At 66.1% G+C, this 18,694-nt stretch carries 18 protein-coding genes and 1 tRNA gene; 10 read left to right on the top strand and 9 right to left on the bottom strand.

The window, feature by feature from the left end; genetic code table 11:
* Positions 1-77: 77 nt before the first annotated feature.
* Positions 78-836: a GTP cyclohydrolase III gene (locus P2T60_RS09760; RefSeq protein WP_276279055.1), complete on the bottom strand. Its 759-nt coding sequence runs from the start codon at positions 834-836 to the stop codon at positions 78-80.
* Between the two features lie 717 nt (positions 837-1,553).
* Between P2T60_RS09760 and metG the strand changes: the two genes are divergently transcribed.
* From metG to udk, 3 genes are all read left to right on the top strand, one after another.
* Complete coding sequence (gene metG / locus P2T60_RS09755; RefSeq protein ID WP_276279054.1) at positions 1,554-3,683, top strand: methionine--tRNA ligase; 2,130 nt, start codon at positions 1,554-1,556, stop codon at positions 3,681-3,683.
* 271 nt (positions 3,684-3,954) lie between these two features.
* On the top strand, positions 3,955-4,149 hold the full coding sequence (locus P2T60_RS09750) for a cold-shock protein (RefSeq protein ID WP_276279053.1): 195 nt from the start codon (positions 3,955-3,957) through the stop codon (positions 4,147-4,149).
* Positions 4,150-4,558: 409 nt separating this feature from the next.
* A complete protein-coding gene (udk, locus tag P2T60_RS09745; RefSeq protein ID WP_276279052.1) occupies positions 4,559-5,359 on the top strand; it encodes a uridine kinase in 801 nt (266 codons plus the stop codon).
* A gap of 9 nt (positions 5,360-5,368) precedes the next feature.
* Here udk and P2T60_RS09740 read toward each other — a convergent pair whose 3' ends face one another.
* Both P2T60_RS09740 and mct read right to left on the bottom strand, forming a co-directional pair.
* Positions 5,369-5,689 (bottom strand): DUF5785 family protein, encoded by a 321-nt coding sequence (locus P2T60_RS09740; RefSeq protein WP_276279051.1) that lies wholly within the window; start codon positions 5,687-5,689, stop codon positions 5,369-5,371.
* 425 nt (positions 5,690-6,114) lie between these two features.
* Positions 6,115-7,305, bottom strand: a complete 1,191-nt coding sequence (gene mct, locus P2T60_RS09735) for a succinyl-CoA:mesaconate CoA-transferase (RefSeq protein WP_276279050.1) — start codon at positions 7,303-7,305, stop codon at positions 6,115-6,117.
* 153 nt (positions 7,306-7,458) lie between these two features.
* Between mct and glmS the strand changes: the two genes are divergently transcribed.
* The 5 genes from glmS to citE are packed head-to-tail and all read left to right on the top strand — an operon-like array spanning position 7,459 to position 12,783.
* On the top strand, positions 7,459-7,899 hold the full coding sequence (gene glmS / locus P2T60_RS09730) for a methylaspartate mutase subunit S (protein WP_276279049.1): 441 nt from the start codon (positions 7,459-7,461) through the stop codon (positions 7,897-7,899).
* A 17-nt stretch (positions 7,900-7,916) separates the two neighbouring features.
* Positions 7,917-9,350, top strand: a complete 1,434-nt coding sequence (locus P2T60_RS09725) for a methylaspartate mutase subunit E (protein ID WP_276279048.1) — start codon at positions 7,917-7,919, stop codon at positions 9,348-9,350.
* Entirely contained in the window at positions 9,347-10,663 is a 1,317-nt protein-coding gene (locus P2T60_RS09720; RefSeq protein WP_276279047.1) for a methylaspartate ammonia-lyase, read from the top strand. The genes P2T60_RS09725 and P2T60_RS09720 overlap by 4 nt, the downstream gene beginning before the upstream one ends.
* Positions 10,656-11,747, top strand: coding sequence for a 2-methylfumaryl-CoA hydratase (gene mch, locus P2T60_RS09715; RefSeq protein WP_276279046.1), 1,092 nt, complete (start codon positions 10,656-10,658; stop codon positions 11,745-11,747). Before P2T60_RS09720 ends, mch begins: the two co-directional genes overlap by 8 nt.
* Before the next feature lie 13 nt (positions 11,748-11,760).
* Positions 11,761-12,783: an L-malyl-CoA/beta-methylmalyl-CoA lyase gene (gene citE / locus P2T60_RS09710; RefSeq protein ID WP_276279045.1), complete on the top strand. Its 1,023-nt coding sequence runs from the start codon at positions 11,761-11,763 to the stop codon at positions 12,781-12,783.
* Between the two features lie 428 nt (positions 12,784-13,211).
* On the opposite strand, the gene P2T60_RS09705 is transcribed toward citE, so the two are convergent.
* A tRNA-Ser gene (locus P2T60_RS09705) sits at positions 13,212-13,294 on the bottom strand.
* Positions 13,295-13,367: 73 nt separating this feature from the next.
* Positions 13,368-14,129 carry a TIGR04282 family arsenosugar biosynthesis glycosyltransferase gene (locus P2T60_RS09700; protein WP_276279044.1) on the bottom strand — a complete coding sequence of 254 codons (762 nt, stop codon included), beginning with the start codon at positions 14,127-14,129 and terminating at the stop codon, positions 13,368-13,370.
* Positions 14,130-14,190: 61 nt separating this feature from the next.
* Between P2T60_RS09700 and P2T60_RS09695 the strand changes: the two genes are divergently transcribed.
* The gene (locus tag P2T60_RS09695; RefSeq protein ID WP_276279043.1) at positions 14,191-14,397 is read left to right on the top strand and encodes a hypothetical protein; all 207 of its coding nucleotides are present in this window, start codon (positions 14,191-14,193) and stop codon (positions 14,395-14,397) included.
* A gap of 4 nt (positions 14,398-14,401) precedes the next feature.
* On the opposite strand, the gene P2T60_RS09690 is transcribed toward P2T60_RS09695, so the two are convergent.
* From P2T60_RS09690 to P2T60_RS09680, 3 genes are all read right to left on the bottom strand, one after another.
* Positions 14,402-15,034: a uracil-DNA glycosylase gene (locus tag P2T60_RS09690; RefSeq protein ID WP_276279042.1), complete on the bottom strand. Its 633-nt coding sequence runs from the start codon at positions 15,032-15,034 to the stop codon at positions 14,402-14,404.
* Between the two features lie 250 nt (positions 15,035-15,284).
* Positions 15,285-16,175 carry a DUF7504 family protein gene (locus P2T60_RS09685; protein WP_276279041.1) on the bottom strand — a complete coding sequence of 297 codons (891 nt, stop codon included), beginning with the start codon at positions 16,173-16,175 and terminating at the stop codon, positions 15,285-15,287.
* 13 nt (positions 16,176-16,188) lie between these two features.
* A complete protein-coding gene (locus P2T60_RS09680; protein ID WP_276279040.1) occupies positions 16,189-16,509 on the bottom strand; it encodes a HalOD1 output domain-containing protein in 321 nt (106 codons plus the stop codon).
* 246 nt (positions 16,510-16,755) lie between these two features.
* Here P2T60_RS09680 and P2T60_RS09675 point away from each other — a divergent pair, with 246 nt between their 5' ends.
* Positions 16,756-17,385 (top strand): twin-arginine translocation signal domain-containing protein, encoded by a 630-nt coding sequence (locus tag P2T60_RS09675; RefSeq protein WP_276279039.1) that lies wholly within the window; start codon positions 16,756-16,758, stop codon positions 17,383-17,385.
* A gap of 45 nt (positions 17,386-17,430) precedes the next feature.
* On the opposite strand, the gene aroC is transcribed toward P2T60_RS09675, so the two are convergent.
* On the bottom strand, positions 17,431-18,597 hold the full coding sequence (gene aroC, locus P2T60_RS09670; protein ID WP_276279038.1) for a chorismate synthase: 1,167 nt from the start codon (positions 18,595-18,597) through the stop codon (positions 17,431-17,433).
* Positions 18,598-18,694 lie beyond the last annotated feature (97 nt).

The following is an 18,694-nucleotide window of genomic DNA, read 5'->3' as shown; positions in this document are numbered from 1 at the left end:
CTGCCTAAAGAAATTAAAAAACGTGTTCGAGGACGCGACCACCGACGGACTCGGGGAAACGGAGTCGGCGAACGTCCTCAGTCGATGACAACCCGGTCGCCGTCGTCGCGGCACTCTTCGAGTGCGTGCTTGGCCGCCATCCCCGCAGTCTGGGGGTTCGCGGCCTGTCCGACGCCGACCTTCAACTCGACTTCCACGGTGTCCCGAACGTGTTCGATGGCGTCCTCGTAGGCCGCCGCGTCCAAGTCGGGACACACCGCGATGATGTTGTCCCCGCCGACGAAGAACGAGAGGGCGTCGTGGGCGCGGCGCATGTACTGCATGAGTTCGGCGTAGCCCTGTTCGATGTGGATGAACGAGTCGAAGGCGTTCATCCGGTCGGTGTACTTCCCGGTGGCGTCGTTCACGTCGAAGTGGGCGATTTGCACGTCGTCGTCCGCCCGTTCGTCGGGGTCTAACGTCCTACCCCGCAGAATCTCGGTTCTGTCGGCTTCTTGGGCGCTCCCGGCGTCTTGGATGTGGTCGGTCGCCGCCGAGAGTGCTTCGACGGGACTCGGGTCCACGCCCACGCCGAAACTGACGGTGACGGGATAGCGGTTGCCGACCGACTCCTGAACGAGGGCGTGGTCGGTCTCGTCCATCCCGTTCGTCACCGCAATCATGTTGTCGAACCGGGTGAAGAAGACGTACCCCTCGCGGTTGCCGACCAGTTGCGAGAGGTCGGCGTACAACCGCGATTGGAGGGTCTGGAGGTCTACTTCCCGACGCGGTTCGGGCGTTACGGTCCACGGTCCGTAGTTGTCAATCTGAATCAGGGTGACCTGCGCGTTCGTCACTGTTGACAGGGGTTTCGGTTCGATGGTTAATAAGTCGTCCTAATTCTGGTAGCGTTTCCAGAATTGGAGGGCGGGTTCGTTCTCGGGGCCTCCGTTCGTAGCGATACGCCACCTGCGAGAGTCGCCGGGGAGAGGTCCTCGAAAGTCCCGTTCGCTACGAAATAGAATCGGTACAGCAACCGCAGAAACCGCAACGACGAACACCCAGAAAGCCCCCGCCCGCTCGCGGTCGCTCAGCGACATATCCTCGCTCACTGCGTTCGCTCGGATAGGGGTCGCTGAGACGACCACGGGTCTGCGACCCGCGAGCGGGCGGCCCCTTTCATCCACCCACACGGGGGTCCGGTCGGCCGAGCGTTCGCTGGTGGTTGTCGGGCCGAGCGTCTGCCAGTGGTTTGGTCGGCCGGGGCGTAACTGGCCGGTGACGCTCTCCCAACCCGTCGGCACGTTTAACTGCTCGCGGCCCCCACCGACGGGTATGTCGGCCGCGGTCCACCTCACGGCGTCCGCCCGCGCTATGCGTATGCGCAGTCGCGCGTAGCGTCGGGAGGACCCGCCGGACCGTGGCGCGGACGGTTTCTCGCGGTGGCGAAACCCGACCACCCGCCCGAATCGCCGACCAGTCGCAACTGCGACCCACCGAACACTGACGACCCGATACGATGCTCGAACACGGAAATCGGCGGGTTTTACACCCGCGAAGGAGGACTGCATAGTATGAGCCACGACGACTTCCCCACGGAGAATCCCGCGGTGGTGACGTGCGGACTGCCCTACGCCAACGGCGACCTGCACATCGGCCACCTCCGGACGTACGTCAGCGGCGACGCCTACGCCCGCGCGCTGGAGAAATTAGGCCAGCAGACCGCGTTCGTCTCCGGGTCCGACATGCACGGGACCCCCGTCGCGGTCAACGCCGCGAAGGAGGGCGTCTCCCCCGAGGAGTTCGCCACGCGCCACCACGAGAAGTACGCCGCGACCTTCCCGAAGTTCAACGTCGAGTTCGACAACTACGGTCACACCCACGACGAGACCAACACCGAACTCACCCAAGAGTTCGTCCGGTCGTGGATAGACGAGGGCCACGTCTTCGAGAAGGAGATTCAGGTCGCGTGGGACCCCGAGACCGACCAACCGCTCCCCGACCGCTACGTCGAGGGCACCTGTCCCTACTGCGGCGAGAAGGCCCGCGGCGACGAGTGCGACGAGGGGTGTCAGCGCCACCTCGAACCCGGCGAAATCGAAGACCCCCACTCGACGCTCACCGGCAACCCCGCGGAGTACCGCACCCGCGAACACGAGTTCCTGCGACTCTCGGACTTTCAGGAGTACCTCGGGGAGTTCATCGACCGACTCGAGGGCACCGCGAACGCCCGCAACCAGCCCAGAGAGTGGATAGAGGGCGAACTGCAGGACCTCTGTATCACCCGCGACATGGACTGGGGCATCGACTACCCCGCTGGCGAGGACGGAGAGACCAAAGAGGACCTCGTTCTCTACGTCTGGGTAGACGCCCCCATCGAGTACGTCGCTTCCACGAAGCAGTACACCGAGCGCGTCGGTACCGACACCTACGACTGGGAAGCAGTGTGGAAAGACGGCGCGCCCGCGGCCAGCGAGAGCGACCCCGACTGGGACGCCGACGACACCGGCGAAATCGTCCACGTCATCGGCCGGGACATCATCCAGCACCACACCGTCTTCTGGCCCTCGATGCTCCGGGGCGCGGGCTACAACGAACCGCGCGCGGTCATGGCCAGCGGGTTCGTCAACCTCGACGGTCAAGCGTTCTCGACCAGTCGCAACCGGGCGGTCTGGGCCGACGACTACCTCGACGAGGGCTTCCACCCGGACCTCGTGCGCTACTACCTCACCACGACCGGCGGTTTCCAGCACGACGTGGACTTCTCGTGGGAGAAGTTCCAAGAGCGCGTCAACGGCGAGTTGGTGGGCACGCTCGGCAACTTCGCCTACCGGAGTCTGCTGTTCGCGGCCCGGAACTACGACGGTGCGCCCGACGCCGACACCTCCGAGGAAGTCGAAGAGCGCATCGAGGAGGCCGTCGCCGACTTCGAGACCGCGGTCAACGACTACTCGCTCAAGAAGGCCGGAGACGCCGCCCTCTCGCTCGCCGGGTTCGGCAACGAGTACATCCAGCGCAACGAACCGTGGAACCTGACCGGCGACGACCCCGACCGCGCCGCGCAGGTCATCTACGACTGCGTGCAGATAGCGAAGGCCGTCGCGGTCCTCTCGGCCCCCATCCTGCCCGGCAAGGCACAGACGCTCTGGGAGCAGTTGGGCGAGGACGGCACGGTCCACGACGCGGACCTCGACGCCTGCCTCGAATCGCCGCCCGGCGAGTTCGGCGAACCCGACGAACTCTTCGAGAAAATCGAGGACGAACGCGTCGAGCAACTCAACGAGAAGCTACAGGAGCGAATCGAAGCGGCTACGGAAGACGACGACGAAGCGGACGAGAGCGAGGACGAAACCGTGAGCGAGTCAGACATCCAACCCGTCAACGACGACCGCATCAGCTTCGAAGAATTCCAAGACCTCGACATCCGAGTCGGCGAAATCGAAGTCGCCGAACCCATCGAAGGGGCCGACGACCTCGCGCGCCTCGAAGTGGACATCGGCGTCGAGACCCGCCAAATCGTCGCGGGCATCAAGCAACTCCACGACCTCGACGAACTGCCGGGCACGAAAGTCGTCGTCGTGGCGAACCTCGAACAGGCCGAACTCTTCGGCGTCGAGTCCAACGGCATGGTGCTGGCGGCGGGCGAAGACGCCGACCTCCTGACGACCCACGGCGACAGCGTTCCGGGCACGAAGGTCAAGTAGCGCCGACGCGACGGTCGAGGAAGCTTCTTTTTCGCCGCGACGACCGGCGAGTGACGGGTATCGGCGTCGGGCCACCCCGGACGACAATTACCGAAACCGACAGAATCGGCGACGAAGGCGCGGAATCGAGCGCGATAGCCGCTAGACGTGACCAATCAGTCGCATCTGACCATCAGAACCTACGTTACGGATATATCCGTCCAAATATTCACTAATCTGCGAAACGAATTACCCAAGACTTATCCGTATAACCCACATCTGTCTAATTGCAATGGCAGAAGGAAACGTTGATTTCTTCAACGACACTGGCGGCTACGGTTTCATCTCGACGGACGACGCGGACGACGACGTATTCTTCCACATGGAAGACATCGGCGGCCCGGACCTCGAAGAGGGAACTGACGTAGAGTTCGACATCGACCAAGCCCCCAAGGGCCCGCGCGCGACGAATCTTACGCGCCTTTAAATACGCTTTCAGGCCGCCGCGAGGCGGGTGAACGCGCTTTTTCCGTGCAATTATCTTCCGCGAGCGACTGCTTACGGTATACCAGTTTGAGCAGTTGAGTTAGGTATCTCGTTTACCACAGCGACCAAGCTAGCTTCAGGCCCGAGCAAATCAGACCGCAACCGCCCCGCATAGCACGGCACTGCCCGGCGACCGCACGGCACCGCGCCCGCAGGCCTCGCGCGGTTGGACGCGGCGCGCGCAGTTCTGCGCGCGCCGCGCCCGCACGCGCCGGGATGAATAACGTCACGGAGCGCAGTCTACCTCGTGTCCTCACTCGACTCGTCCGAACACCGGAGACGCTCCTAGCAGAAACGGAAAGAATCGGAATCCGGGAGATTCAAACCCCAGTCCGCCCTGCACCACACCAATGACCATCCCGTCGTTCGTCGTGGGTATCGCGGGGGGGACCGGGGCCGGAAAGACGACGGTCGCCCGCGAAATCACCGAGGAAGTCGAGGACGCCGTGACGCGCATCCCGATGGACAACTACTACGAGGACCTGAGCCACATGGACTTCGAGGAACGCGAGGAGGTCAACTACGACCACCCCTCGGCGTTCGAGTGGGACCTGCTCCGGGACCACATGGACGCCCTACTCTCGGGCCAGACCATCGAGATGCCCCAGTACGACTTCTCCATCCACAACCGGAAAGACGAGACCGTCACGGTCGAACCCACCGACGTAATCGTGCTGGAGGGCATCTTCGCGCTCTACGACGAGGACGTGAACGAGATGCTGGACATCCGCGTCTTCGTGGAGACGGACGCCGACGTGCGCATCCTCCGGCGCATCGAACGCGACGTGGTGGACCGCGGCCGGGACTTGGAGGGCGTCATCGACCAGTACCTCTCGACGGTCAAACCGATGCACGAGCAGTTCGTCGCGCCCACCAAGAAGCGCGCGGACCTCATCATCCCCGAGGGCGCGAACGCCGTCGCGGTCAACCTGCTGGAGGAGAAAGTCCGCGCGGAGACCTACACCGACTCGGGGTCGGCGTGGACACTGAGCGACGAGGGCGTCGAACGCGAGGAGCGCGAACGCCTCGCCGTCACCGGTCCCGCCACCGCCGACGCGGCCCCGGACGGCCCGGAGTTGGGCGACACCGACCGAGACGCCGTGGAACGCGACGACGACGACCGGCGGTGGGAAGACGACAGCGCAGAATAAGAAACGGACTCAGGCGCTCTTCTTCTCGGGGTTCTCGCCCTGCGGGTGGTAGTCCCAGAACCCGCCGCGGCGCATCCCCGCGCCCACGGCCTTGTGGAAGTCCACGATGGTCTCGAACTCCTCGCCCTCGACGTGTTCGAAGATGTCGCCGACGCTGACGACGCGCTTGTGGTTGATGCGAATCGGTTCGTCGGCGTGTTCCTCGGCGAACTCCCGCTTGTTCAGCGGGAAGTCCTCGTCCTCGTCGAGTTTCTTGGCGAGAATCGCCATGCCGTACTTGCGTCCGCCTTCGCTCCCTTCCTCGCCGTCGGGGTCGTGCGGCCAGTCCATGTCCGGAACGTGGGACGGCCCGTAAAAAGAGTTTACCGTTCGCCCGAGCGTTCCGGGGATTCGGGGCGGTGGTATCGGCATACAATTTCTTTAGCCAACCAGATATTGTTTTAAGCAATGTATAAATTTCTCCGAGGGCGTAGAAAGCCCCCGCCCGCTCGCTTCGTCTCGGCGTGACCGCGACCGCGAATCGCAGAATCGGTGTCGTCCTCTCGAAGCCCCCGTCCGGTCGCGGTCGCTGGCCGGGATATTCGGCGCTCTCCGCACAGCCCGCGCCGAATACTGGCCCGGCCAGACGACCACGTAAACGCGACCGGACGGCCCCTTCATCCCCCCTGTGGTCCGGTCAGAGAAGCTTCTGCTGGCGGTCGGTCGGCCGAGCGCGTTCCGGTGGTCCGGTTCACCGAGCGTCGGCCGTCTCCCGGTCAGTCGTCGGCGTCCGCCGTCTCGCGCTCGTCGCGCGGGGCGCGACTCGCGCCGTCTCCGAGCAGTTCCTCGCGGTGTTCGTCCAGCAGGGGCGCGCGCTCGCCCGGTTTTGGCGGGGTCTCGCTGAGTTTGATGGGGGACCCGGCGATGGTCACGTCCTCGTCCGCGCCCGGTTGTTCCACGTCCACCAGCATCTCCCGAGCGTGGACGTGGGGGTCCTCGAACACGTCGGCCGCGTCTTGGACCGGCGCGCAGGGGACCGACCCTTCGAGGGCGTCACGGATTTCGGCGGCGGTGAGGGTCGCGGTCCAGTCGGCGATTTCCGACCGGAGGGGTTCGCGGTGTTCGAGTCGGTCCGCCGTCGTCGGGTACTCCGCCGCGAGGTCCGGCCGGTCCATCGCCTCGCAGAGCGCCCGCCAGTGGTTGTCGCCGAACGCGGCTATCACGACGTGGCCGTCCGCCGCCTCGAACGCGTTGTACGGGAACAGCGTCGGGTGGGCGTTGCCCCGGCGCGTGGGCACGTCGCCGGTGTAGGAGTGCTGGTAGACGGTGCGCTCGCACATCGAAATCATGGCGTCGTACATCGCGGTATCGACGTACTGGCCCTCGCCGGTCCGGTCGCGGTGGTGGAGCGCCGCCAGAATCCCGACCGCGTTCAGCGTCGCGGTGAACAGGTCGCCGATGCCCGGTCCCACCTTGGTCGGCGGGCCGTCCTCCTGTCCGGTAATCTCCATCACGCCGCCGAGTGCTTGGGCGATGAGGTCGAACGAGGGTTGGCCCTGCCGGTCGGTCTCGCCCGTGCGAGGGTCGCCGAACCCGCGGATGGAGGCGTAGACGAGTTCCGGGTTGCGCTCGCGCAGGGTCTCGTACTCCAGTCCGAACTTCTCCATCGTCCCGGCCCGGAAGTTCTCGACAACCACGTCGGCGTCCTCGACCAGCGCCAGAAAGTCCTCGCGGTCCTCGCCGGTCAGGTCCATCTCCAGACTCCGCTTGCCGCGGTTGACGCTCTGGAAGTAGCCGCCGTAGGCGTCGTCGTCGCCGACGAACGGGGGGTTCGGCCGGATGAGGTCCCCGCCGGGGCGCTCTATCTTCACTACGTCGGCCCCGAGGTCCGAGAGGAGCATGGTGCAGTACGGTCCCGCGAGAACCTGCGTGAGGTCTAACACGCGCACGTCGTCCAGCGCTTGCATCGTTGCGACGGTGGACCACCCGGACCAAAAACCTTCTCAATAAATCATGTGGTTTGTGTCGAAGGGACACATACACCCTCAAATGACCTTAAAGGGATTTAATCATGAACAATGATTATCTTTAAGTATTGTTCATTGGTTTTCTTGGATGCGATGTCTGCCACAGTCATCCTCGGCGTTATCGGGTCCGACGCACACGCCGTCGGAATCACGATACTCGAACAGGCCCTCTCGACTGCTGGCTTCGAGGTCGTCAACCTCGGCGTCCAGTCCAGTCAGCAGGAGTTCATCAGCGCGGCACAGGCACACGAGGGTGACGCGGTACTCGTCTCCTCGCTGTACGGTCACGCCGAGCAGGACTGCCGCGGGTTCCACGAGGCCATCGAAGACGCCGGTCTCGACCCCATCACCTACATCGGCGGCAACCTCGCGGTGGGTCAGGACGACTTCGACCGGACCAGAGACCGCTTCCGCGAGATGGGCTTCGACCGGGTGTTCGACTCCGAGACCAAGCCGACGGAGGCCATCGCCGCGCTCAAGGCGGACATGAACATCGCCGAATCCGAAGCCGAGCGAGCGAGGCTGACGACCTGAGCCGCCCCTTTTTCAGCATGTTACGCGACACAAGACTATCCGGAGAGGAACTCTCACGAATCGACGAACGAATACGCGACGACTGGTCGGTCGAAGACGTAGACTTCGAGAAAGCGGTCGCCTACCACGACTCGCTCCCGGCGGGCAAGCAGTTCGCCCACGTCCTCGAATCCGCCGACCGGCCGCTCCTCCAACCCCGCGCTGGCGTCCCGAGACTCGACGACCAAATCGCGCTCTTGGACCACCTCGAAGAGGCGGGCCGAGCCGACCTGCTCCCGACGACCATCGACTCCTACACGCGGGACAACGAGTACGGGAAGGCCCAGCAGGGTCTCGAAGAGGCCCGCGAGAGCGGCGAGGACACCCTCAACGGCTTCCCGGCCGTCAACCACGGCGTCGAGGGGTGCCGCGAACTAATCGAGGCGGTGGACGCGCCCATCGAGGTCCGCCACGGGACGCCCGACGCCCGACTGCTCGCGGCCGTCACCTTCGCTGGCGGGTTCCAGAGCTTCGAGGGCGGTCCCATCTCGTACAACATCCCCTACACGAAGGAACACGACCTCGCCGAAACCATCGAACACTGGCAGTACGTGGACCGCCTCGCCGGTGCCTACACCGAGCGCGGTATCACCATCAACCGGGAACCGTTCGGTCCCCTCACCGGGACACTCGTCCCGCCGTCCATCGCCATCGCGGTCGGACTGGTCGAGGGGATGCTGGCCGCCACGCAGGGCGTCCGGAGCATCACGCTCGGATACGGGCAGGTCGGCAACCTCGTCCAAGACATCGCGGCGCTCCGTGCGCTCCGCGAACTCGGCGAGGAGTACCTCCCGAACGAGGTGACAGTCACCACCGTCTTCCACGAGTGGATGGGCGGGTTCCCGCCGGACGAGGCCCGCGCCAACGGCGTCATCGCCCTCGGCGCGGCCACCGCCGCCATCGCGGAACCGGACAAAGTTATCACCAAGTCGCCACAGGAGTTCGGCGGCGTCCCGACCAAGGAGGCCAACGCCGCGGGCCTGCGCACAACCAGACAGCTCATCGATATGATGCGCGAGCAGGACATCGAACTCGATGGCGTCGGCCGAGAACGGGAGTTCATCGAGAAGTCCACCCGGTCGCTGATGGACACCATCCTCGAACTCGGCGACGAGGACGTGGCGCAGGGCGTCCTCGCGGCGTTCGAGACGGGCAAACTCGACGTTCCGTTCGCGCCGAGCGAGAGCGCCGAGAGCGCGGTCCTCCCGGCCCGCGACGACGACGGCCGGGTCCGCATCCTCCAGTTCGGAAACCTCGCACTCGACCCGGACCTCAAGGACGTTCACATCGACCGACTCGACCGACGGGCGCGCGCGGAGAACCGCGACCGGTCCTTCCAGATGGTCGCCGACGACGTGGACGCGATAAGCGAAGGGCGACTCATCGGCCGACCGGGAGGTGAGGGCGCGTGAGTCCGATTCGGACTGCGGACGGCGCGACCACCATCGAGTCCGTCCGGGCGGTGGCGGGCGTCTCGGGGTTCTTCTTCGACGACCAGCGAGCAATCAAGCGGGGCGCGGAGCGCGACGGCGCGGGCTACCGCGGCGACCCGGTGACGCCCGGGTTCGACCGGGTTCGACAGGCGGGCGAAGCCATCAGCGTCCTGCTCGAACTCGGCGACGGCACGGTGGCGACCGGCGACTGCGCCGCCGTCCAGTACTCCGGGGCGGGCGGCCGCGACCCCCTCTTCCGTGCCGAGGAGTTCGTCCCGGTCGTGGAGGGTCCGGTCGCCGACGCGCTGGTCGGGAGACGGTCCGAGAACTTCCGCGAGAACGCCGAACTCGTGGAGGACCTCTGTGGGACCGACGACCGGCGACTCCACACCGCGATTCGGTACGGCGTCTCGCAGGCCCTGCTCGACGCCGCGGCGACCGCGCGCCGGGAGACCGAGACCGACGTGCTGGCCGACGCCCTCGGCACCGACCCGGCCGACGAACCGATTCCGGTGTTCGGCCAGTCCGGCGACGACCGGTGGGAAAACGCCGAGAAGATGCTTCTGAAGGGCGTTCCCGTCCTGCCCCACGGTCTGTTCAACAGCGTCGAGAAGGTCGGCGAGGAGGGCGAGCGACTGGTCGAGTATCTCGAATGGCTCGCCCGACGGACCGAGGAACTCGGTCCGTCGGGCGGCGAGACGGAGGAAGGCGGCTACTCGCCGCGGTTCCACGTGGACGTGTACGGCGTCCTCGGCGAGGTGTTCGGCCCGCCCTACGACCGACCGGAGGTGGCCGACTACTTCGCGGACCTCCGCGAGGCGGCGGCACCCTACCCCGTGCAGGTCGAGGGACCGATGGACGAGGGCGGTCGCGGCGACCAGATTCACGCCATGACCGAACTCCGCGAGGGTCTCGCGGACGCTGGCGTCGGCGTGGACATCGTGGCCGACGAGTGGTGCAACACGTTCGAGGACGTGTGCGCTTTCGTGGACGCGGGTGCGGCCGACGTGGTGCAGGTCAAGACGCCCGACCTCGGCGGCGTCCACCGGAGCGGCGAGGCGGTCCGGTACTGCGAGGGGACCGACACCCGCGCGTACCTCGGCGGGACCTGCAACGAGACTGCCGAGTCCGCCCGGACCTGTGCGCACGTCGCTCTCGCAACCGACGCCGCGCAGGTGCTGGCGAAACCCGGCATGGGCTTCGACGAGGGGTACATGATAGTGGAAAACGAGATGCGGCGGGCGCTCGCGCGCCGCGACCTACGGAACTCGCAGGTGATTGCAGATGACTGATTGGACGGATTCGGACACGTTCGCGGCGGCGCTGAATCGCGCGGAAACCAAGCAGAAGGGCAACTGCTTCGAGGACTTCGCCGAGGGCGAGACCATCGAACATTCGCCGGGTCTCGAACTCTCGCGGCACGGGTCGGAACTCTGGGCCGGGCAGACGCTCAACTACGACCCGGCGTACTGGCGGCCCTCGGTCGCCGAAGAGCGCGGATTCGGCGAGGTGCCGGTCCACCCCGACTACCTGCTGGCGTGCGTGATGGGCGCGAGCGTCGAGGACCTGAGCGAGAAGGGCGGTTACTTCCTCGGGCGCGACGACCTGCGCTACCACCGACCGGGCGTCGAACCGGGCACCGAACTCCGCGTGGAGTCGGTCGTCGAGAGCAAGGCCGAGTCGAGTTCCCGTCCGGCCTACGGCATCGTGACGTGGGAGACCACGGGCTACGACGCCGCGACCGGCGAGCGCCTGCTGTCGTACACCCGGACGAACATGATTCCGCGCCGGGAACCGCTCGCCACCGACGGCGCTGGCGAGGGCGGGACCGCGACCGAGAGCGAGTCGGCAGACGCCGAGGCGTCCTCGGCGTCTGCCGACGCCGACCTCCCCGAGGAACTGCTCGCGCCCGAGGGCGGCCACTTCGAGGACTTCCGCGAGGCGCTCGACCGCGCGGAGGGCCGGGACGCCGCGGTCGCCTACCGCCACGAACGCGGCCGGACGGTAGACGACACGACGGTCGCCCAACTGCCGCTTTCGACGCTCAACACCGCGAAACAGCACCACAACGGCGACGTGATGGCCGACTCGCCGTCGGGAGAAATCGTCGCCTACGGCGACGTGACCCGCTCCATCGCTCTCGGGCACGCGCGCTCGGACGAGCGCACGGCCCGCGAGGTGGCCTGCGGCGACGAGCGATTCCACGACTTCGTGACCGTCGGCGACACGATTTACGGTTTCACACGTGCGCTCGACGCGCGGGAGACCGACCGAGACGGCGCGGGCGAAGTCACCTTCGAACACGTCGCGTTCAACCAGCGCGACGAACCGGTCTACTCCGGGACCCGAACCGCACTGATTCGGAAGCGAAACTGAGACCCCACAACCAATGACGAACACACGACTCTGCCGAACGTTCCAGACCGCGCCCGCTGGCGTCCCCCGCGACGACAGCGCGAAGTACCTCCTGTCGGGCCTGACCGCCGAGGGGTGGCAGGCACCCGATTGGCTGGTGCCGGACCTCGAAGACGGCACCGCCCCCGACTGCAAAGCCGAGGCGCTGGAGAACGTCTGCGACCTCCTGCCGGAGTACGCGCCCGACTTCGCGGGCGAAATCTGGCCCCGCGTCGAGTGGGGCTACGGCGACGAGGCGACCCGCGAACGCGGCCGCGACCAGATTGCGACCCTCGCCGAGTCGGTCGGCGACCACCTCGACGGCGTGGTCGTCCCGAAGGTCGGGCGACTCGACGACGTGCGGGCGGCCGAGACCGCAGTGGAGGCCGCAGTGCAGGAGTCGGGCCACGACATCGAGCTTGCGATAATCGTGGAGACTGCTCGCGCTCGGTCTGACCTCCGGGAAATCGCGCAGTTCGGCGCGGACTCGCGGCTCTCGGCGCTCGTGTTCGGCCCGGTGGACTACGCCGCCGAGTTGGGCGGCCGCGACGTGGGCGGCAGTCCGGCGTGGCCCGGTCTCTACGAGGCGATGTCGAACGAGGCCAGCGCGAACGACCTGCTGGCAATCGGCGGTCCCTTCGACAAACTCTACCGCGAGCGGGCGGGTGTCACGTTCTACAACGGCGAGGCCTACGCCGAGTACGTCGAACGCGAGGCCCGCGTCGGACTCGACGGCAGTTGGTCGCTCCACCCCAACCAGACCGAACAGGCAAACCGCATCCACCTCCCGACCGACGAGGAACTCCGCGAGGCGGTCCGGAAGATAGAGACCTTCAACGAGGCGAAAGACGAGGGGACCGGCGCGGTATCCATCGACGGCCAGATGGTTGACGAGGCGACCCTGAAGAATTTCGAGAACACCGTCGAGACGGTTCGAGCGGTCCACGACGCCCGCGAGACCCAAGCGCGGGAGTGCTACGACGCCGACCTGCTGGACCGGGCGCTCTCCGTGGTCTGAAGGTCTCTCGGTCGATTATTAATCGTTACCGGCGCGTGCGGGCGCGGCGTCGTCGGGAGCGGAGCGACCGACGGCTCGGGGGACGCGGGTTGTCCCCCGGCGCTCTCGTGCGCCGCGCCCGCGCGAGGTCTCTCCGGAGCGAAGCGACGGAAGGCCCGGCAGAGCTTGCTCTACCGAGGGACGACTGAGTGACCGAAGGGAACGAGGGAGTCGGTTGGGGAGGACGTGGCCGTCGCGGTGCCGTGCGGTTGCGGTGACTCCTTTTTGTCGGCAGTAGCTAGCTTCCTCGCCGCAGTTCACGAATCGGCGACCTATCCGACGCAATCTTCCACTCTCAAACCAAAAACTACGGAACTCGCTCGCCGAATCAGGCGCTCGCGGAGTGGCGAACACACGAGGTGTTCGCCGTCTTGCTCGCGCCAGAAGTACGGTGGGATTGGGATTTGAACCCAAGAGGCATGACGCCACCTGCTTTCAAGGCAGGCGCAATAGGCCGCTCTGCCATCCCACCTCGCGGTCGATTCTACCAACTCCGGCGTCTAAGAACTGTCGGTCTCGTCCGGACGATACCCGGCGAGAGACGCCTACGCTCGCGTCAGGGTCGGCCCGTCCTCGCCGTCTTCGACGCGCAGGCCGAACTCTCGGAGCAGGGTCGCGGTGTGTTCCGGGACGATGCGCCCGGCGGCCGCCCGCGCGTTCAACTCCGGGACGAGCGACAGCAGGTCCGCGCCGGTCTCGATGCGGGTCGCCGCGGGCAGGAAGCCGACTTCGTGGCCCGCGTCCCCCGCGCGGTTCGTCAGCGTCTCGACTTCGGGGGTGGCGTAGGCGTCCTCGAAGTCGATGGACTCGGTGAACCCGGCGTAGTGGACCCGGCCCCGGCCGCTCGGCCCGAGGACGACTTCGTTGCGCCGGAGTTTCATCGCGGCGCTGTCGATTTCCTTCCGGGTGAGCATCGGCGCGGTGCCGGGCACCACCGCGACCGATTGGGCGTCCTCCTGTTCGAGGAGGTGGGTCACGGTGTTCCCGGCGCGCGCGGCGAAGGTCGAACCCACCTGCACCTCGAAGCGGGTCTCGTCGGGTTCCTCCAGAGCATCGGCGGCGAGCGCGCGGACTTCGGCCTCGGCGCTCTGGCCGGTCGTCCCCGCGTACTCGTCGGGGAGCGACTCCTCGTCGCGATAGTTCACGAGCAGTTCGCCGCCGCTCCGCTCGGCGGCCCGCATGGTGTCTTTCAGGGTCGCGGCGTAGAGGTCGGCCGCCTCCTCCTCGGAGAGGGGAGACGACTCGGCGAGTGTCGACAGTACCAGTCCGGGCCGCGGCGGGTCGGCGAAGACCGCGATGTCGGTCATGCTCGTCTCTCCGCGTGCGCGAACCTTGAAAGTTTTACTCCGGGCCGCCGACAGTGGTGGCGTGAACTGGTGGAAACCCCTCGCGGCGCTCGCGCTCGCACTGCTCGCGTTCGTCGCCGTCGGCGGACTCGTCGGGGCGCTCGACGTTGCTCTCGGCAGTTTCGGGGCGCTCGCGGTGGTCGGCCTGCTCGTCGTTTCGATTCTCGCGGCGAGCAGAGCCGGGACCGGGCCGAACGGCGCGCTCTCGACGCCCTACTGGGGTCGGTGAGTCTTCACCGACCGCGCCGACCCTTCGTCTGGCGGTAGTCGCGGTCCATCAGCGACTCGAAGTGGTCCACGAACGCTTCGCGCTGGTCCTCGGAGGCGTCCAGCGGGTCGGCCATCGGGACGATTTCGAAGCCCCGACCCCGGATGGTCGTCGCGTGGTCGTCGGCCACGTCGAACTCCGCGGCGGGCGTGGTGGTGTACTCGGTCGCAATCTCGGCCAGCGCGCGCTCGCCGACCGGGACGAGGATTTCGGGGTTTATCATCCGAATCTCGGCGTTGAGGTAGGGTTCGCAGGTCAGAATCTCGTCGTCGGTCGGCGGACGCTCGGGACTGCGACACCGCGCGAGGTAGGTCAGGAAGGCGTTTTCGAGTTCCGGTTGCTCGTCGCTCGGCAGGGAGTTGTTGAGTCCGAGCAGGCCGAGGACGTGCTGGAGGGCCTCGCCGCGTTCGTCGCCGGTGAACGGCACCCCGGTCCGGTCGGCCCCCTCGCCGGGGGCCTCGCCGACGAAGAGGAAGTCCGCGCCCACGTCACCGTACCCGTGGACGACCTGCTGGCGGGTCGCGCAGAGTTCCGGACAGTTCTCGCAGTCGGCGTCCATCCCGAACGGGTTCGCGCGAGTCTGCTGGTTCGCGTCCATCGTCGGTACCGTGGGGACCGCGCGGTAAAAACCGGTCGGAGAGGCTCGAACGGCGAAGTTCGAGCGTTAAGAAAATATATGCATGGCTATAGCAAATATAATCCTTGCTGGAAGAATCATATTTCTGTCCTAGGGTCGGACGGTCCTCCGGAGCGAACGAAGCGAGCGGAGACGGGACTGGCGAGTCGCCACGGTTCCGGCGATTGCCGGAGAGGACGAGACGTTCCGCGACCCGGCATCGTCTGCCGACCTACATCAGCGACTCGTCTACTTCCATCGCCTTCCGCAGGTAGGGTTCGACTCGCTCGAAGTGGTCCCCTCGCTCGACGCGCCCGCGTTCGCGGTCGTAGGCGACCATGCCGAAGTCGGCCAGTTTCGGCAGGTGAACGTGTCTCAGCGAGGACTCGACCTGCTTGCGGTCGAGGGAACTCCGACCGGCGACGGTGGCCGCGAGGTCGGCGACGGCGACCGACTCGGAGTCGGGAACACCGGCGAGGACGTACCGGCGTCGGGGGTCCGCGATGGCGTCGAAGCAGTCGCCGACGCAGGGTTCGACCGTCGCCTCGACGCCGCTCTCGACACACTCGACCACCGTGTCGAACAGCGACGCGACCTCCCGGACCGTCGCCCGGTCGTGGGCCGCGGGCGTCAGGCAGAAGTAGCCCACCGCGTCACGAGCGTCGAGGGCGCGGAGCAAGTCCCGGACGAACGCCGTCGTGGTGGCGATGTCCCAGCAGTCGAGGAGCGGCGTTACCGAGTCGAAGTAGCCGACCGTCTGGCCGTCGGCGGGCCACGCGTCGAGGTATCCCGTCGTGGCGTCGCGTATCGCGTCGGCGTCCATCGGGTCGGCGACCCCGCGGACGACGTTCCGGTCGGAGGGCGTCGTCGCCGCCGCCGACCGCATCTGTTCGCCGACGCTGACGACGCCGACGTTCCGGGGGCGTCGGTCGATGCGGTCGCGCCACGTCCCGAGGAACTCCTCCGGTCCCTCGTGGGTGACGGCGAGCGCGTCGGTGGGTTCGTTCTCCGAGAACGAATCGAACAGGAGGTCGAGCGTCGAGATTTTGCCGCGGGTCCGCCGCAAGACGAGTTTGTGCGGGTCCGCGTCCACGCTGGTTCGTACTAACTTCGTGTCTTGCACACCACTCCCCCCTTCACTCGGCGTCTGAAACCGACTCGTCTACGATTCGGACCCGACCGTCGCTCTGCACGAGGACTTCGAGGCCGCAGACACGGAACGTGACCTGCGAGTCGCCCTCGTGGTCGGTGAACAATGCGTCGAGTGCGTCCGGGTCGATTTTGTCGGAAAGCGGGATGACGGTCTGCGTCGGGTCTACGTCCGCGACTTCCGCTATCGCCTCGATAACGGTGTCGCTGACTGTTGCCGGACCGTCCGGGTCGTACGACGCACGGTAGACGCCGGGACGGTCCGACGACTCCGCCAGTCCCGAACTTTCGCTCGTATCGTTTCCCATATTGCTTTTAGACACGTTTCCCGACCCCGTTACTTATTTCGTTTCGTATAATAATAAATTTACGGCGAGAGTGAAAGAAGTCGAGACCGAAATCGGCGGCCGGAATCCGCCCCGGAGTGGGCACTCGCCCGACGTAACGGTTCACGACGATTCGTAACCTCCCATTACGTTCCTCCCGGCGAGCGAAAGCGACGAACGATTGCCCCCATTTAATCCGCTCGCGGATGACTCTCCGTCGGGGGTTTCATGACACAACAGTCATCCCGTCGCCGCTTTCTGAAAGCGGCGGCAGCGACAGGTGCATTGGCCGGTCTGAACGCGACGGTTCTCGCACAGGGCCAGAACGAGGAGATAATCCTGCTCGGCGGGTACACGCGGGCGTGGCAGGGGTATCGTCTCCCCGGCGGGCAAGAAGCGACCGATGGAGGAAATCCGACGCTGACGCTTCAGAGGGGGACGACCTACACCCTGATGTGGCAGAACGGCGACGGCGTGGGCCACAACTTCGCCATTCAGGACTCGCAGGGCGAGAACCTCCAAGTCCTCGAACCCCTCACCGTCCAGTCGGACGTGTTCGAGCAAATCAACGGCACGGGGGGCAACGAGAGCGTCTCGCTCGACATCTCGAACGGAAACGTCACCGGGGTCGGTACCGGTGGCGGCGGAAACGCGACGGGAAACCAGACCGGCGGTCAGCAGTCCACCGAATCGCTGGTCTCCGAGACCGAAATAATCGCCGAACAGGGGGCCGTACAGGGCGTTCGGTTCACCGCGACTTCGGAGATGGCTCAGTACATCTGTCTGGTCCACCCGAACACGATGGTCGGCGACGTGGAAGTCCAGAGCGGCGGCGGAACGGACAACAGTTCCGGATAGTCCGACTTCCGACGTTCGGTCTCCTTCTGGGCGTTCGGTCTCCTTCTACTCGTTGTGCGGACTGCTCGGGTGGTAGTCGGTGTCGTACTCGCCGGGGCGGTCGTCCACGCGGTCGGGGTTGATGCGCCCGCCCAACAGCATGAAGTCCACGAGCGTCAGCGCCAGCATCGACTCGACGACCGGGACGCCACGCGGCGGAAGCACCGGGTCGTGGCGGCCGATTACCTGCTCTTCTTTCTCTTCGCCGGTCTCCCAGTCCACGGTGGTCTGGGACTTCGGAATCGAGGTGGGCGCGTGGAGCGTCACCTCGCCGTAGATGGGTTCGCCCGTGGTGATGCCGCCCTGTAGACCGCCGTGGTCGTTCTCGACCGGTACGGGGTCGCTCTCGCCGGGATTCTGGGGGTCTTCGAACTCCCACTCGTCGTTTCGCTCCATACCGGTGTACTCGCGGGCCTCGCGGCCGAGACCGAACTCGAAGGCGGTGGCGGCCGGAACCGACAGCATCGCCTGTCCGAGTCGGGCCTGCACGGAGTCGAACCGCGGCGCACCGAGTCCCCGCGGGACGCCGCGGGCCTCGAAGTAGATGGACCCGCCGATGGAGTCGCCTTCCTCCTGATACTCGGCGATTCGCTCGCGCATCTCCTCGGCCGTCTCGGGGTGGGCACATCGGACCTCGTTCTGCTCGCTGTGTTCTTTGATTTCCTCGAAACTCACCTCGGGAGCCTCGATGTCGCCGATTTGGTTGACGTGGGCCTTCAGTTCGATACCTTCGCGCGCGAGGAGTTTCTTGGCGACGGCACCCGCCGCGACCCAGTTGACCGTCTCACGTGCCGACGAGCGTCCGCCGCCGCCCCAGTTGCGCGTGCCGAACTTCGCCGAGTAGGTGAAGTCGCCGTGGGAGGGCCGCGGCGCGGTGATGAACGGTTCGTACTTCTCCGACCGGGCGTCCTTGTTGTCGATGACCATCCCGATGGGGGTACCGGTGGTGTAGCCGTCCTGTAGGCCGGACTTAATCGACACGTGGTCGGGTTCGCCGCGACTCGTGGTAATCATCGACTGGCCGGGTTTCCGCCGGTCCAAGTCGGTCTGTACGTCGTCCTCGTCGAGTTCGAGACCCGCCGGGCACCCCGAGATGGTGACGCCCATCGCCTCGCCGTGACTCTCACCGAACGTCGTGACTTGGAAGAGTCGTCCGAAGCTGTTTCCGTTCATTGGCGTGTGGTTGTGCGGGCGGGCTATTTATGGTTTGCAAAAGGTGCAAGTTGGTCCTCGGCGCGCGAGGGTGTCGGGGAAGAGTCGGGGGTGAATC

This window comes from Halorussus caseinilyticus (assembly GCF_029338395.1).
Lineage (GTDB): Archaea > Halobacteriota > Halobacteria > Halobacteriales > Haladaptataceae > Halorussus > Halorussus caseinilyticus.
The sequence above is the reverse complement of the archived record's forward strand: the minus strand, read 5'-3'. Positions and strand labels throughout refer to the sequence as shown.

Coding starts and splice junctions, on each gene's coding strand:
- P2T60_RS09675 (WP_276279039.1), top strand. CDS start 16,756: ATGACACAACAGTCATCCCGTCGCCGCTTTCTGAAAGCGGCGGCAGCG.
- metG (WP_276279054.1), top strand. CDS start 1,554: ATGAGCCACGACGACTTCCCCACGGAGAATCCCGCGGTGGTGACGTGC.
- P2T60_RS09725 (WP_276279048.1), top strand. CDS start 7,917: ATGTTACGCGACACAAGACTATCCGGAGAGGAACTCTCACGAATCGAC.
- P2T60_RS09700 (WP_276279044.1), bottom strand. CDS start 14,129: ATGACCGACATCGCGGTCTTCGCCGACCCGCCGCGGCCCGGACTGGTA.
- udk (WP_276279052.1), top strand. CDS start 4,559: ATGACCATCCCGTCGTTCGTCGTGGGTATCGCGGGGGGGACCGGGGCC.
- aroC (WP_276279038.1), bottom strand. CDS start 18,597: ATGAACGGAAACAGCTTCGGACGACTCTTCCAAGTCACGACGTTCGGT.
- P2T60_RS09740 (WP_276279051.1), bottom strand. CDS start 5,689: ATGGACTGGCCGCACGACCCCGACGGCGAGGAAGGGAGCGAAGGCGGA.
- citE (WP_276279045.1), top strand. CDS start 11,761: ATGACGAACACACGACTCTGCCGAACGTTCCAGACCGCGCCCGCTGGC.
- P2T60_RS09680 (WP_276279040.1), bottom strand. CDS start 16,509: ATGGGAAACGATACGAGCGAAAGTTCGGGACTGGCGGAGTCGTCGGAC.
- mct (WP_276279050.1), bottom strand. CDS start 7,305: ATGCAAGCGCTGGACGACGTGCGCGTGTTAGACCTCACGCAGGTTCTC.
- mch (WP_276279046.1), top strand. CDS start 10,656: ATGACTGATTGGACGGATTCGGACACGTTCGCGGCGGCGCTGAATCGC.
- P2T60_RS09690 (WP_276279042.1), bottom strand. CDS start 15,034: ATGGACGCGAACCAGCAGACTCGCGCGAACCCGTTCGGGATGGACGCC.
- P2T60_RS09750 (WP_276279053.1), top strand. CDS start 3,955: ATGGCAGAAGGAAACGTTGATTTCTTCAACGACACTGGCGGCTACGGT.
- glmS (WP_276279049.1), top strand. CDS start 7,459: ATGTCTGCCACAGTCATCCTCGGCGTTATCGGGTCCGACGCACACGCC.